The organism is Enterobacter sp. R-25 (assembly GCF_049913205.1).
Taxonomy (GTDB): Bacteria; Pseudomonadota; Gammaproteobacteria; order Enterobacterales; family Enterobacteriaceae; genus Enterobacter; species Enterobacter ludwigii.
In genome coordinates, this window is the sequence record NZ_CP183982.1 from 829,970 (window position 1) to 845,299 (window position 15,330).

Below are 15,330 nucleotides of genomic sequence, written 5' to 3' on the forward strand. Positions count from 1 at the left end.
CGGAAGGTTTTATGCTGAGCATTCTCTGGAATCTGGCGGCGTTCATTGTTGCACTGGGTGTACTGATTACCGTGCATGAATTTGGCCATTTCTGGGTTGCTCGCCGTTGCGGTGTGCGGGTAGAGCGGTTTTCCATCGGTTTTGGTAAATCACTCTGGACGCGCACTGACCGCCACGGCACAGAATTTGTCATCGCTCTTATCCCGCTTGGCGGCTACGTTAAGATGCTCGACGAACGCGTTGAGCCTGTCGCCCCTGAGCTACGACACAGCGCATTCAACAACAAAACCGTTGGACAACGCGCCGCCATCATCGCTGCCGGGCCGGTAGCCAACTTCATCTTTGCTGTTTTCGCCTACTGGCTGGTGTTTATCATCGGCGTGCCTGGCGTGCGTCCGGTTGTGGGTGAAATTGCGCCTGATTCCATCGCGGCGAGTGCGCAAATTACGCCGGGGATGGAACTTAAAGCGATTGATGGCATCGAAACCCCTGATTGGGATGCCGTGCGTCTGCAGCTGGTAGCCAAAATTGGCGATCGGCAGACAACATTCAGCGTGTCGCCGTTTGGTTCTGACCAGCGGCAGGACAAAGTGCTCGATTTACGTCACTGGCGTTTCGAGCCAGACAAAGAAGATCCCGTCTCTGCGCTGGGCATTCGTCCACGCGGTGCGCAGATTGAGCCGGTATTAGCCGAAGTACAGGCAAACTCGGCTGCCAGCAAAGCTGGTTTGCAAGCGGGCGACAGGATCGTTAAAGTCGATGGTCAACCATTAACAGAGTGGATGACCTTTGTTACTCTGGTGCGCGATAATCCGGGCACGTCGCTCGCGCTGGAAGTTGAAAGGCAGGGCAGTCCGCTTTCGCTGACGCTGACTCCGGATACGAAGTCGGTCGGCAAAAAGGCAGAAGGGTTTGCAGGCGTTGTGCCGAAAGTCATCCCGCTGCCAGATGAGTACAAGACAATACGCCAGTATGGACCGTTCAGCGCCATCCTTGAAGCCACGGATAAAACATGGCAACTGATGAAGCTGACGGTAAACATGTTGGGGAAATTGATAACCGGTGATGTGAAACTGAACAACCTCAGTGGGCCAATTTCAATAGCTCAGGGGGCTGGGATGTCAGCGGAGTTCGGGGTGATTTACTATCTCATGTTTCTTGCGCTCATTAGCGTGAACCTTGGGATAATCAACCTGTTCCCGCTTCCCGTTTTAGACGGGGGTCATCTGCTGTTTTTGGCGATTGAAAAGCTAAAAGGCGGGCCGGTATCCGAGCGAGTTCAAGACTTTAGTTATCGCATTGGCTCGATTTTGCTGGTGCTGTTAATGGGGCTTGCACTTTTCAATGATTTCTCTCGGTTGTAAGAGAGTTAGTTAGGAAGAACGCATAATAACGATGGCGATGAAAAAGTTGCTCATAGCGTCGCTGCTGTTTAGCAGCGCCACCGTATACGGTGCTGACGGGTTCGTAGTGAAAGACATTCATTTCGAAGGCCTTCAGCGTGTCGCCGTTGGTGCGGCCCTCCTCAGTATGCCTGTGCGCCCCGGCGATACGGTTAATGATGATGACATCAGTAACACCATCCGTGCTCTGTTTGCCACTGGCAACTTCGAGGATGTCCGCGTCCTGCGCGATGGTGATACGCTTCTGGTTCAGGTAAAAGAACGTCCGACGATCGCCAGTATCACCTTCTCCGGTAACAAGTCGGTGAAAGATGACATGCTCAAGCAGAACCTTGAAGCATCTGGCGTACGTGTGGGGGAATCCCTGGACCGCACAACCCTTTCAGACATAGAAAAAGGTCTGGAAGACTTCTATTACAGCGTGGGTAAATACAGTGCCAGCGTGAAAGCGGTTGTGACGCCGTTGCCACGTAACCGTGTTGACCTGAAACTGGTCTTCCAGGAAGGTGTTTCTGCGAAGATCCAACAGATCAACATCGTGGGTAACCACGCGTTCAGCACCGATGAACTGATCTCTACGTTCCAGCTGCGCGACGAAGTGCCATGGTGGAACGTGGTGGGCGATCGTAAATACCAGAAGCAGAAACTGGCGGGCGACCTTGAAACCCTGCGCAGCTACTATCTGGATCGCGGTTATGCCCGTTTCAACATCGACTCGACTCAGGTCAGTCTGACGCCAGACAAGAAAGGCATCTACATTACGATTAACATCACAGAAGGCGATCAGTACAAGCTTTCTGGTGTTGACGTGAGTGGTAACCTGGCAGGCCATTCTGCTGAGATCGAATCGCTGACCAAAATTCAGCCGGGCGAGCTGTATAGCGGGTCTAAAGTTACCAAAATGGAAGACAGCATTAAGAAGCTGCTCGGCCGCTATGGTTATGCTTATCCGCGTGTACAAACTCAGCCTGAAATCAACGACGCGGATAAAACTGTGAAGCTTCACGTTAACGTTGATGCGGGTAACCGTTTCTACGTGCGTAAGATCCGCTTCGAAGGTAACGACACCTCCAAAGATTCCGTCCTGCGTCGCGAAATGCGTCAGATGGAAGGCGCATGGTTAGGTAGCGACCTTGTTGACCAGGGTAAAGAGCGTCTGAACCGTCTGGGCTATTTCGAAACGGTTGATACCGATACCCAGCGTGTTCCGGGCAGCCCGGATCAGGTTGATGTCGTTTATAAAGTCAAAGAGCGTAACACCGGTAGCTTTAACTTCGGTGTGGGCTACGGTACTGAAAGTGGCGTCAGCTTCCAGGTCGGCGTACAGCAGGATAACTGGCTGGGTACGGGTTACTCCGTAGGTATCAACGGTACCAAAAACGACTACCAGACCTACTCTGAGTTCTCTGTTACCAACCCATACTTCACCGTAGATGGTGTGAGCCTGGGCGGTCGTATCTTCTATAACGACTTTAAAGCAGATGACGCGGATCTGTCTTCTTACACCAACAAGAGCTACGGTGTAGATGGCACGCTCGGCTTCCCGGTTAACGAATACAACTCGCTGCGCGCTGGTTTAGGTTACGTGCATAACGACCTGTCCAACATGCAACCGCAGGTGGCGATGTGGCGTTATCTGGACTCTATTGGCCAGTCAACCAGTAAAAATGGGGACAACAACGGCTTTGCTGCTGATGACTTCACCTTCAACTATGGCTGGACCTATAACCGTCTCGACCGCGGTTACTTCCCGACGGAAGGTTCTCGTGTCAACCTGAACGGTAAAGTGACCGTTCCGGGCTCTGATAACGAGTTCTACAAGGTAACGCTGGACACCGCGTCCTACTTCCCAATTGATGACGACCACAAGTGGGTAGTCCTGGGTCGTACCCGTTGGGGCTATGGCGATGGTTTAGGTGGCAAAGAACTGCCATTCTATGAGAACTTCTACGCCGGTGGTTCCAGCACCGTCCGTGGCTTCCAGTCCAACAACATTGGTCCGAAAGCGGTCTATTACGGCGGTAACGACACCGATAACTGTAATAAATCGTCGTCTTCTGAAGTCTGTAGCTCTGATGATGCGGTGGGCGGTAACGCCATGGCCGTTGCCAGCCTGGAGTTCATTACGCCTACGCCGTTCATCAGTGATAAATACGCAAACTCAGTCCGTACATCCATCTTCTGGGATGCCGGTACTGTATGGGATACCAACTGGGAGAATACTGCCCAGATGCGTGCGGCAGGCGTACCAGACTACAGCGATCCGAGCAATATTCGCATGTCTGCAGGTATCGCATTACAATGGATGTCACCGCTGGGGCCGTTGGTCTTCTCCTACGCCCAGCCGTTTAAGAAATACGATGGAGACAAAGCGGAGCAATTCCAGTTTAACATTGGTAAAACCTGGTAATAATCCGCTGCAATGGAATGCGTTGGCAGTGTAGCGCTGACAACTGGCGATCGGTAACACGATCGCCTTGCCACGCAAAGAACGGTACCTTCTGGTGCCAATGGGATGGTAAGGAGTTAATTGTGAAAAAGTGGTTATTAGCTGCAGGTCTCGGTTTAGCGATGGCAACCTCTGCTCAGGCAGCAGACAAAATTGCAATCGTCAACATGGGTAATTTGTTCCAGCAAGTTGCACAGAAAACAGGTGTTTCTGCGACGCTGGAAAACGAATTCAAAGGCCGTGCAAGCGAACTGCAGGGTATGGAAAACGATCTTCAGTCCAAAATGCAGCGTCTGCAGCGTGATGGTTCTACCATGAAAGCGAGCGACCGTAGCAAGCTGGAAAAAGACGTAATGGCTCAGCGTCAGACGTTCTCCCAGAAAGCGCAGGCTTTCGAGCAGGATCGTCAGCGTCGTTCTAACGAAGAGCGTGGCAAGCTGGTGACTCGCATTCAGACTGCTGTTAAAGCAGTTGCTGCCGATCAGAGCATCGATCTGGTTGTTGATGCGAATGCCGTTGCTTTCAACAGCAGCGATGTTAAAGACATCACCGCTGATGTTCTGAAACAGGTTAAATAAGTAATGCCTTCAATTCGACTGGCTGATTTAGCTCAGCAGTTGGATGCAGAATTACACGGTGATGGCGATCTCGTCATCACCGCTGTTGCGTCCATGCAATCTGCTAAAGCCGGCACTATTACCTTCATGGTAAGCCCTAAGTACCGTGAGCAACTGGCTCAATGCCAGGCGTCAGCTGTTGTTCTGACGCAGGACGATCTTCCGTTTGCCACTGGAAGCGCATTGGTAGTGAAAAATCCCTACCTGACGTATGCACGCATGGCACAAATTCTTGATTCCACGCCGCAGCCGGCGCAGGACATTGCTGCCAGTGCAGCGATTGATCCGACGGCTCAGCTTGGTCACAACGTGGCAGTTGGCGCAAATGCCGTTATCGAATCTGGCGTGGTGCTGGGCGATAACGTTGTCATTGGCCCAGGTTGCTTCGTTGGGAAAAATACGAAAATCGGCGCCGGGACCCGTTTATGGGCCAACGTGTCTGTTTACCATGAAGTAGAAATTGGCGAAAATTGCCTCATTCAGTCCAGCACAGTGATTGGTTCTGATGGCTTTGGCTACGCTAACGATCGTGGTAATTGGGTTAAGATCCCACAGCTTGGTCGCGTGATTATCGGCGATCGTGTTGAGATCGGTGCTTGTACCACCATTGACCGTGGTGCACTTGACGATACGATTATTGGCAATGGTGTTATCATCGATAATCAGTGCCAGATTGCGCATAACGTTGTGATTGGCGACAATACCGCGGTTGCGGGTGGCGTTATCATGGCGGGCAGCCTGAAAATTGGCCGTTACTGCATGATCGGCGGTGCGAGCGTGATTAATGGCCATATGGAAATATGCGACAAGGTGACCGTGACAGGAATGGGCATGGTAATGCGTCCTATCACCGAACCTGGCGTCTATTCCTCTGGCATCCCGCTGCAACCCAACAAGGTATGGCGTAAAACAGCTGCTCTGGTGATGAATATTGATGATATGAGCAAGCGACTCAAGTCTCTTGAGCGCAAAATCGATCAACAAGACTAAGCGTTCATCCGTTTAATGCTATATTCCCCGGCCTGTCGGCTTTCTTATAAACCGGCAGGCCGTGTTATTATTTTTATCAGTACATTTTGACAGGAAGAGTATTTTGACTACTGACACTCATACTCTGCATATTGAAGAGATTTTAGAACTTCTGCCGCACCGCTACCCGTTTTTGCTGGTAGACCGTGTGCTGGATTTTGAAGAAGGTCGTTTTCTGCGCGCAGTGAAAAATGTTTCCGTGAACGAGCCGTTCTTCCAGGGACACTTCCCGGGTAAACCTATCTTCCCGGGTGTGTTGATTCTGGAAGCGATGGCACAGGCTACCGGTATTCTTGCGTTTAAAAGCGTGGGCAAACTGGAGCCGGGTGAGCTGTACTACTTCGCGGGTATCGATGAAGCGCGCTTCAAGCGTCCTGTCGTGCCTGGTGATCAGATGATCATGGAAGTCACTTTTGAAAAAACGCGTCGCGGCCTGACTCGCTTCAAAGGCGTAGCTCTGGTTGACGGCAAAGTTGTTTGCGAAGCGACTATGATGTGTGCTCGTAGCCGGGAGTCTTGATACGTGATTGATAAATCCGCCTTTATTCATCCTACCGCCATTGTGGAAGTCGGTGCCATTATTGGTGCTAACGTCCATATTGGCCCATTTTGTATTGTTGGACCCCATGTCGAAATTGGTGAGGGTACAGTACTGAAATCTCACGTTGTCGTGAATGGTCATACGACTATTGGCTGCAATAACGAGATCTATCAGTTCGCTTCCATCGGCGAAGTAAACCAGGATCTTAAATATGCTGGTGAGTCGACCCGTCTGGAAATCGGCGATCGTAACCGCATTCGCGAAAGCGTCACCATTCATCGTGGAACAGTACAGGGTGGTGGATTGACGAAGGTGGGCAGCGACAACCTGTTTATGGTTAATGCGCATATCGCGCACGACTGTACGGTAGGTAACCGCTGTATTCTTGCCAACAACGCAACGCTGGCAGGACACGTATCGGTAGATGATTTCGCAATTATTGGCGGCATGACCGCAGTCCATCAGTTCTGCATCATTGGTGCACACGTGATGGTCGGCGGATGCTCCGGTGTGGCGCAGGATGTCCCACCGTTCGTCATTGCGCAGGGTAACCATGCCACGCCGTTTGGCGTGAACATCGAAGGCCTCAAGCGTCGTGGCTTTAGCCGCGAAGCGATTACTGCAATCCGCAACGCGTACAAACTGTTGTACCGTAGCGGTAAAACGCTGGAAGAGGCGAAGCCGGAAATTGCCGAGCTGGCGGAAAAGCACCCTGAAGTGAACGAGTTCATGACGTTCTTTGACCGTTCCACAAGGGGTCTGATTCGTTAATGGTCGACAGTCGTCCGCTTACGATAGCCCTGGTCGCCGGAGAAACCTCCGGCGATATTCTTGGTGCAGGTCTTATCCGTGCGCTCAAGGCCCGGGTACCCAATGCACGCTTTGTAGGCGTTGCTGGCCCGCTGATGCAGGCCGAAGGCTGTGAAGCCTGGTATGAAATGGAAGAGCTGGCTGTGATGGGCATCGTTGAGGTGCTGGGTCGCCTGCGTCGTCTGCTGCACATTCGTGCCGATCTCACCCGTCGCTTTACCGAACTCAAACCCGATGTGTTTGTCGGTATCGATGCACCGGATTTCAACATTACCCTCGAAGGGAATCTGAAGCAGAAGGGCATCAAAACCATTCATTATGTCAGTCCGTCCGTCTGGGCGTGGCGACAGAAACGCGTTTTCAAAATCGGACGGTCAACCAACCTGGTACTGGCTTTTCTGCCTTTCGAAAAAGCGTTTTACGACAAATTTAATGTCCCGTGCCGTTTTATCGGTCATACCATGGCGGATGCAATGCCGCTGGATCCGGATAAAAACGCGGCGCGCGATGTGCTGGGTATTCCTCATGATGCGCACTGTCTGGCACTGCTGCCCGGTAGCCGTGGTGCAGAAGTCGAGATGCTCAGCGCGGACTTCCTGAAAACGGCGCAAATCCTTCGCAAGACCTATCCTGACCTCGAAGTGGTTGTGCCGCTGGTGAATGCAAAACGTCGCGAGCAGTTTGAGCGCATCAAGGCGGAGGTTGCTCCGGATCTCCATGTTCATCTGCTGGACGGGAAGGGCCGTGAAGCGATGGTCGCAAGCGACGCCGCACTGCTGGCCTCGGGCACCGCTGCGCTGGAGTGTATGCTGGCGAAGTGCCCGATGGTGGTTGGCTATCGCATGAAGCCGTTCACCTTCTGGCTGGCGAAACGTCTGGTGAAAACGGACTATGTCTCTCTGCCAAACCTGCTTGCCGGGCGCGAGCTGGTAAAAGAGCTTCTGCAGGATGAGTGCGAGCCGCAGGCGCTGGCCGATGCGTTGTTACCGCTACTGGCCGATGGCAAAACCAGCCACCAGATGCATGATACGTTCCGCGAACTGCATCAGCAGATCCGCTGTAATGCCGATGAACAAGCGGCTGAAGAGGTGCTGGAGTTAGCAAAATGATGGAATTTATTTATCCTCACACCCACCTCGTGGCGGGTGTGGACGAAGTCGGTCGTGGCCCGTTAGTGGGTGCAGTGGTGACCGCTGCGGTGATCCTCGATCCTGCTCGCCCGATTATCGGGTTAAACGACTCTAAAAAATTGTCTGAAAAGCGCCGTCTGGCGCTGTTTAGTGAGATTCAGGAAAAGGCGCTGGCCTGGAGCCTGGGGCGTGCAGAGCCGCATGAGATCGACGAACTCAATATTTTGCATGCCACTATGCTGGCGATGCAGCGTGCAGTGGCGGGTCTGAAAATTACCCCGGAGTATGTCCTGATTGACGGAAACCGCTGCCCTGCGTTGCCGATGCCGTCAATGGCGGTGGTGAAAGGCGATAGCCGGGTCGCAGAAATCAGTGCGGCTTCTATCATTGCCAAAGTGACGCGTGATGCCGAAATGGCCGCGCTGGACCTCACTTACCCTCAGTATGGCTTCGCCCAGCATAAGGGTTATCCAACGGCCTTTCATCTGGAAAGGCTGGCTGAACATGGCGCAACTGAACATCACCGACGCAGCTTTGGCCCGGTGAAACGCGCGCTGGGACTGGTGTCCTGAATCAATACGCAAGCAATTAAGTAACGCGGAATCTGAAGATGGCTGAACCACGTTTCGTACACCTGCGGGTGCATAGCGACTACTCCATGATCGATGGGCTGGCGAAGACCGGGCCGCTGGTAAAAAAGGCGGCCTCGCTTGGCATGCCTGCGCTGGCGATCACCGATTTTACCAACCTGTGTGGCCTGGTGAAGTTCTACGGAGCGGCACATGGCGCGGGGATGAAACCCATCGTTGGCGCGGATTTTCACGTCCAAAGCGATCTTATCGGCGATGAATTGACGCAAATCTCCGTGTTAGCGATGAATAACGTAGGGTATCAAAACCTTACTCTGCTTATCTCCAAAGCCTATCAGCGCGGCTATGGCGCACTGGGGCCGTGGATCGACCGGGACTGGCTGGCTGAGCTGAACGACGGGCTGCTGCTGATCTCCGGCGGCCGTATGGGTGATGTCGGCAAATGTCTGCTGCGTGGCAACAGTGCGCTGGTGGATCAGTGCGTGTCGTTCTATGAAGAACATTTCCCGGATCGTTACTACCTTGAGCTGATCCGCACCGGTCGGCAGGACGAAGAGAGTTACCTGCACGCCGCGGTTGCGCTGGCAGAAGAACGCGGCCTGCCCGTGGTGGCAACCAATGACGTGCGTTTCCTTGAGCCTGGCGATTTTGACGCGCATGAGATTCGCGTCGCGATCCATGATGGCTTCACGCTTGACGATCCGAAGCGTCCACGTAACTACTCGACGCAGCAGTACATGCGCAATGAAGAGGAGATGTGTGAACTCTTCTCCGATATCCCGGAAGCGCTGGAGAACAGCGTTGAGATAGCCAAACGCTGTAACGTCACCGTGCGCCTTGGCGAATACTTCCTGCCGCAGTTCCCGACCGGGGACATGACCACGGAAGACTTCCTGGTCATGAAGTCAAAAGAAGGCCTCGAAGAGCGTCTGGAATTCCTCTTCCCGGATGAAGAAGAGCGTAAAAAGCGTCGTCCGGAGTATGACGAGCGCCTGGATATTGAACTCCAGGTGATCAACCAGATGGGTTTCCCGGGCTACTTCCTGATCGTTATGGAGTTTATCCAGTGGTCGAAGGATAACGGCGTACCGGTTGGACCGGGGCGTGGCTCCGGTGCGGGCTCGCTGGTAGCCTATGCACTCAAAATTACCGACCTCGACCCGCTGGAATTTGACCTGCTGTTCGAACGTTTCCTTAACCCGGAACGTGTCTCGATGCCCGACTTCGACGTCGACTTCTGCATGGAGAAACGCGACCAGGTTATTGAACACGTGGCGGACATGTACGGCCGCGACGCGGTATCGCAGATTATTACCTTCGGTACGATGGCAGCGAAAGCGGTTATTCGCGACGTTGGCCGTGTACTGGGGCATCCGTACGGTTTTGTCGATCGTATCTCTAAACTGGTGCCGCCTGACCCAGGTATGACGCTGGCAAAAGCGTTTGAAGCTGAACCACAGCTGCCAGAAATCTACGAAGCCGATGAAGAAGTTAAAGCGCTGATCGACATGGCCCGTAAGCTGGAAGGCGTCACGCGTAACGCCGGTAAGCATGCGGGTGGGGTGGTTATCGCGCCGACCAAAATCACCGATTTTGCGCCGCTATACTGCGATGAAGCGGGCCAGCATCCGGTCACCCAGTTTGACAAGAACGACGTCGAATACGCCGGGCTGGTGAAGTTTGACTTCCTCGGTCTGCGTACGCTCACCATCATCAACTGGGCGCTGGAGATGATCAACGCCCGTCGCGAGAAGAACGGCGAGCCGCCGCTGGATATCGCGGCCATCCCGCTTGATGATAAGAAAAGTTTCGACATGCTGCAGCGCTCGGAGACCACCGCCGTCTTCCAGCTTGAATCCCGCGGCATGAAAGATTTGATTAAGCGCCTGCAGCCTGACTGCTTCGAAGATATGATCGCACTGGTGGCCCTGTTCCGTCCGGGCCCGCTACAGTCAGGGATGGTAGATAACTTTATCGACCGTAAGCACGGGCGTGAAGAGATTTCCTATCCGGATGTGCAGTGGCAGCACGAGTGCCTGAAGCCCGTTCTGGAGCCAACCTACGGCATTATCCTGTACCAGGAACAGGTTATGCAGATTGCCCAGGTGCTCTCTGGCTACACCCTTGGCGGCGCGGACATGCTGCGTCGTGCGATGGGTAAGAAAAAGCCGGAAGAGATGGCCAAGCAGCGCGGCACCTTCGAAGAAGGCGCAAGAAAAAACGGTATTGATGGCGAGCTGGCGATCAAAATCTTTGACCTGGTAGAGAAATTCGCCGGGTACGGATTTAACAAATCCCACTCTGCTGCCTATGCTTTGGTCTCTTACCAGACGCTGTGGCTGAAAGCGCACTATCCTGCTGAATTTATGGCAGCGGTTATGACTGCCGATATGGACAACACCGAGAAGGTGGTTGGCCTGGTCGATGAGTGCTGGCGCATGGGGCTTAAGATCCTGCCGCCGGATATCAACTCCGGTCTCTATCATTTCCACGTCAACGAGCACGGGGAAATTGTTTACGGGATTGGCGCGATAAAAGGCGTGGGTGAAGGCCCGATTGAGGCAATCCTCGAAGCGCGTAACAACGGCGGTTATTTCCGCGAGTTGTTCGATCTTTGCGCCCGTACGGACACCAAAAAACTGAACCGCCGCGTGCTCGAAAAACTGATCATGTCCGGCGCGTTCGACAGGCTGGGGCCGCATCGTGCCGCGCTGATGAACTCTCTCGGCGATGCGCTGAAAGCGGCGGATCAGCACGCCAAAGCGGAAGCGATCGGTCAGGCGGATATGTTTGGCGTACTGGCGGAAGAGCCAGAGCAGATAGAGCAGTCTTATGCCAGCTGCCAGCCGTGGCCAGAACAGGTGGTGCTGGATGGAGAGCGTGAAACGTTAGGCTTATACCTGACGGGGCACCCCATCACCCAGTACATCAAAGAAATTGAGCGCTATGTCGGAGGCTATAGGCTGAAAGACATGCATCCGACAGAACGTGGTAAAATCACCACGGCTGCGGGGCTCGTGATTGCTGCAAGGGTTATGGTCACCAAGCGCGGCAATCGTATCGGCATCTGTACGTTGGATGACCGTTCCGGGCGTCTGGAGGTGATGTTGTTCACCGACGCGCTGGATAAATACCAGCATTTGCTGGAAAAAGACCGCATACTTATCGTCAGCGGACAGGTCAGCTTTGATGACTTCAGTGGGGGGCTTAAAATGACCGCCCGCGAAGTGATGGACATTGACGAAGCCCGGGAAAAATATGCTCGCGGGCTTGCTATCTCGCTGACGGACAGGCAAATTGATGACCAGCTTTTAAACCGACTCCGTCAGTCTCTGGAACCCCACCGCTCGGGGACAATTCCAGTACATCTCTACTATCAGAGGGCGGATGCACGTGCGCGGTTGCGCTTTGGTGCAACGTGGCGTGTCTCTCCGAGCGATCGTTTACTTAACGATCTCCGTGGCCTCATTGGTTCGGAGCAGGTGGAACTGGAGTTTGACTAATACAGGAATACTATGAGTCTGAATTTCCTTGATTTCGAACAGCCGATTGCTGAGCTGGAAGCGAAAATCGATTCTCTGACAGCGGTAAGCCGTCAGGATGAAAAACTGGATATTAACATCGATGAAGAAGTGCATCGTCTGCGTGAGAAAAGCGTAGAACTGACGCGCAAAATCTTTGCCGATCTCGGCGCATGGCAGATCGCCCAGCTGGCGCGTCATCCACAGCGTCCGTACACCCTGGATTATGTCCGCCTGGCGTTTGACGAATTTGACGAACTGGCAGGCGATCGCGCTTACGCTGACGACAAAGCTATCGTCGGCGGCATCGCACGTCTGGACGGGCGCCCGGTGATGATCATTGGTCATCAGAAAGGCCGTGAAACCAAAGAGAAAATTCGTCGTAACTTTGGTATGCCGGCACCAGAAGGCTACCGTAAAGCCCTGCGTCTGATGGAGATGGCTGAGCGTTTCAAGATGCCAATCATCACCTTCATCGACACCCCGGGTGCGTATCCTGGCGTGGGCGCGGAAGAGCGTGGCCAGTCAGAAGCCATCGCACGTAACCTTCGCGAGATGTCTCGCCTGAAGGTGCCGGTCATCTGTACCGTTATCGGTGAAGGGGGTTCCGGTGGTGCGCTGGCGATTGGCGTGGGCGATAAAGTGAATATGCTGCAGTACAGCACCTATTCCGTTATCTCCCCGGAAGGTTGTGCCTCTATTCTGTGGAAGAGCGCCGATAAAGCGCCTCTGGCTGCAGAAGCGATGGGCATCATTGCCCCACGTCTGAAAGAGCTGAAGCTGATCGACTCCGTGATCCCTGAACCTCTGGGTGGCGCGCATCGTAAGCCGGAAGTGATGGCGGCTTCCCTGAAAGCGCAGCTGCTGGCAGACCTGGCGGACCTGGATGTCCTGAGCACAGAAGATCTGCTCAACCGTCGTTACCAGCGTCTGATGACCTACGGTTACGCGTAAGCTTCACAATTATCCTAAAAGCCGCACATTGTTGCGGCTTTTTTTATGCCTGCCGTTTACCTTAACTATGCTTAGCTAATGTTTTTAAAGGAGGTAAACCGTGAACATCATCGCCATTATGGGGCCGCACGGCGTCTTTTATAAAGACGAGCCCATTAAGGAGCTGGAGCACGCCCTTCAGTCCCGCGGGTACCAGCTGATTTGGCCGCACAATAGCGCCGACCTGCTGAAATTTATCGAGCACAACCCTCGCATCTGTGGCGTGATCTTCGACTGGGACGAGTACGACATGGAGTTGTGCAGCGATATCAATAAGCTGAACGAATATCTCCCGCTGTACGCTTTTATTAATACCCACTCGACAATGGACGTGAGCGCTCATGATATGCGAATGGCGCTGTGGTTCTTTGAATACTCACTCGGTGTCGCGGAAGATATTGCGACCCGTATTCAACAGTACACCGGTGAATATCTCGATAACATCACCCCACCGTTTACCCGCGCGCTGTTTACTTACGTCAAAGAAGGCAAATACACCTTCTGCACGCCAGGCCATATGGCAGGGACGGCCTATCAAAAAAGCCCGGTGGGTTGTTTGTTCTATGATTTCTTCGGGGGCAACACGCTTAAAGCGGACGTGTCGATTTCCGTCACTGAACTCGGATCGCTGCTCGATCACACCGGACCGCACCTGGAAGCTGAAGAATACATTGCCCGGACTTTTGGTGCCGAGCAGAGTTATATGGTGACCAACGGCACCTCGACATCAAACAAAATCGTCGGAATGTACGCCGCACCCGCCGGCAGCACCTTGCTGATTGACCGTAACTGCCACAAGTCGCTGGCTCATCTGCTGATGATGAGCGATGTCGTGCCGTTATGGCTCTCCCCGACGCGAAACGCGCTTGGGATCCTCGGCGGGATCCCGCGTCGTGAATTTAGCCACGCCGCGATTGAACATAAGGTCGCGGCGATCCCGGGGGCAAGCTGGCCGATCCATGCGGTCATCACTAACTCCACCTATGACGGTCTGCTCTATAACACCAACTGGATTAAGCAGACGCTGGATGTCCCGTCGATCCACTTTGACTCTGCGTGGGTGCCATACACCAACTTTCACCCGATTTACGCGGGAAAAAGCGGCATGAGCGGTGAGCGCGTGCCGGGCAAAGTTTTTTTCGAAACGCAGTCGACGCACAAAATGCTGGCCGCGTTTTCTCAGGCCTCGCTTATTCACATCAAAGGCGAGTACGACGAAGAGACCTTTAACGAAGCCTTTATGATGCACACCACCACCTCGCCAAGCTATCCGCTGGTGGCCTCTATTGAAACGGCGGCGGCAATGCTGCGCGGGAATCCGGGCAAGCGTCTGATCAATCGGTCTGTAGAGCGGGCGCTGCATTTCCGTAAAGAAGTTCAGCGGCTTAAAGATGAAGCGGACGGCTGGTTCTTCGATATCTGGCAACCCGAAGAGATTGATGAGGCCGAGTGCTGGCCTGTCTCACCCGGCGAGAGCTGGCACGGTTTTCGCGATGCCGACGCCGACCATATGTTCCTCGACCCGGTGAAGGTAACGATCCTGACGCCGGGGATGGACGAACAGGGCACGATGAGTGACGAAGGCATTCCTGCTGCTCTGGTGGCAAAATTCCTTGATGAACGTGGCGTAGTGGTGGAGAAAACCGGCCCGTATAACCTCTTGTTCCTGTTCAGTATTGGGATTGATAAAACCCGTGCGATGGGCTTATTGCGCGGACTGATGGAGTTTAAGCGCGCTTACGATCTCAACCTGCGGGTGAAAAATATGCTGCCGGATCTTTATGCTGAAGATCCTGACTTCTACCGCAATATGCGCATTCAGGATCTGGCCCAGGGGATCCATCGGCTGATCCGTCAGCACGATCTGCCGCGCCTGATGCTGCAGGCGTTTGACGTGCTGCCGGAGATGAAGTTGACCCCACACAAGGCCTGGCAACGTCAGGTGAAAGGGGAGGTTGAAACCGTTGAGCTGGAAAATCTGGTCGGGCGCGTGTCGGCTAACATGATCCTGCCTTATCCGCCGGGCGTACCGTTGTTGATGCCGGGGGAGATGATCACCGAAGAGAGTCGGGCGGTGCTCGATTTTCTGCTGATGCTCTGCTCAGTGGGGCGCCACTATCCGGGCTTTGAGACTGATATTCACGGGTCGAAGCGCGATGAGCAAGGGGTTTACTGGGTGCGAGTCCTAAAATAAGGGCGACAGCTTGCCAGGCCCGGGTTGTCGGTTGTAACGTTCAGGCATCATAA

The 15,330-nt window shown here is 53.8% G+C and carries 11 protein-coding genes; all 11 read left to right on the forward strand.

Features of this window, described 5'->3' with window-relative positions:
• Positions 1 to 11 precede the first annotated feature (11 nt).
• The 11 genes from rseP to ACN9MQ_RS03950 all read left to right on the forward strand — a co-directional run bounded on the left by rseP (position 12) and on the right by ACN9MQ_RS03950 (position 15,277).
• On the forward strand, positions 12 to 1,364 hold the full coding sequence (gene rseP / locus ACN9MQ_RS03900; RefSeq protein ID WP_020882618.1) for a sigma E protease regulator RseP: 1,353 nt from the start codon (positions 12 to 14) through the stop codon (positions 1,362 to 1,364).
• Positions 1,365 to 1,395: 31 nt separating this feature from the next.
• Entirely contained in the window at positions 1,396 to 3,813 is a 2,418-nt protein-coding gene (gene bamA, locus ACN9MQ_RS03905) for an outer membrane protein assembly factor BamA (RefSeq protein ID WP_014168707.1), read from the forward strand.
• Positions 3,814 to 3,935: 122 nt separating this feature from the next.
• On the forward strand, positions 3,936 to 4,430 hold the full coding sequence (gene skp / locus ACN9MQ_RS03910; RefSeq protein WP_020882619.1) for a molecular chaperone Skp: 495 nt from the start codon (positions 3,936 to 3,938) through the stop codon (positions 4,428 to 4,430).
• Positions 4,431 to 4,433: 3 nt separating this feature from the next.
• A complete protein-coding gene (lpxD, locus tag ACN9MQ_RS03915; RefSeq protein WP_014168709.1) occupies positions 4,434 to 5,459 on the forward strand; it encodes a UDP-3-O-(3-hydroxymyristoyl)glucosamine N-acyltransferase in 1,026 nt (341 codons plus the stop codon).
• 103 nt (positions 5,460 to 5,562) lie between these two features.
• Positions 5,563 to 6,018 (forward strand): 3-hydroxyacyl-ACP dehydratase FabZ, encoded by a 456-nt coding sequence (gene fabZ, locus ACN9MQ_RS03920; RefSeq protein WP_010426706.1) that lies wholly within the window; start codon positions 5,563 to 5,565, stop codon positions 6,016 to 6,018.
• Positions 6,019 to 6,021: 3 nt separating this feature from the next.
• On the forward strand, positions 6,022 to 6,810 hold the full coding sequence (gene lpxA / locus ACN9MQ_RS03925) for an acyl-ACP--UDP-N-acetylglucosamine O-acyltransferase (protein WP_020882620.1): 789 nt from the start codon (positions 6,022 to 6,024) through the stop codon (positions 6,808 to 6,810).
• Positions 6,810 to 7,958 carry a lipid-A-disaccharide synthase gene (gene lpxB, locus ACN9MQ_RS03930; RefSeq protein WP_426021215.1) on the forward strand — a complete coding sequence of 383 codons (1,149 nt, stop codon included), beginning with the start codon at positions 6,810 to 6,812 and terminating at the stop codon, positions 7,956 to 7,958. Before lpxA ends, lpxB begins: the two co-directional genes overlap by 1 nt.
• Entirely contained in the window at positions 7,955 to 8,551 is a 597-nt protein-coding gene (gene rnhB / locus ACN9MQ_RS03935; protein ID WP_014168714.1) for a ribonuclease HII, read from the forward strand. The genes lpxB and rnhB overlap by 4 nt, the downstream gene beginning before the upstream one ends.
• Before the next feature lie 38 nt (positions 8,552 to 8,589).
• The gene (gene dnaE / locus ACN9MQ_RS03940) at positions 8,590 to 12,072 is read left to right on the forward strand and encodes a DNA polymerase III subunit alpha (RefSeq protein ID WP_014168715.1); all 3,483 of its coding nucleotides are present in this window, start codon (positions 8,590 to 8,592) and stop codon (positions 12,070 to 12,072) included.
• Positions 12,073 to 12,084: 12 nt separating this feature from the next.
• Positions 12,085 to 13,044 (forward strand): acetyl-CoA carboxylase carboxyl transferase subunit alpha, encoded by a 960-nt coding sequence (gene accA / locus ACN9MQ_RS03945; RefSeq protein ID WP_014168716.1) that lies wholly within the window; start codon positions 12,085 to 12,087, stop codon positions 13,042 to 13,044.
• Positions 13,045 to 13,144: 100 nt separating this feature from the next.
• Positions 13,145 to 15,277 carry a lysine decarboxylase LdcC gene (locus tag ACN9MQ_RS03950; RefSeq protein WP_426021214.1) on the forward strand — a complete coding sequence of 711 codons (2,133 nt, stop codon included), beginning with the start codon at positions 13,145 to 13,147 and terminating at the stop codon, positions 15,275 to 15,277.
• Positions 15,278 to 15,330: the final 53 nt, after the last annotated feature.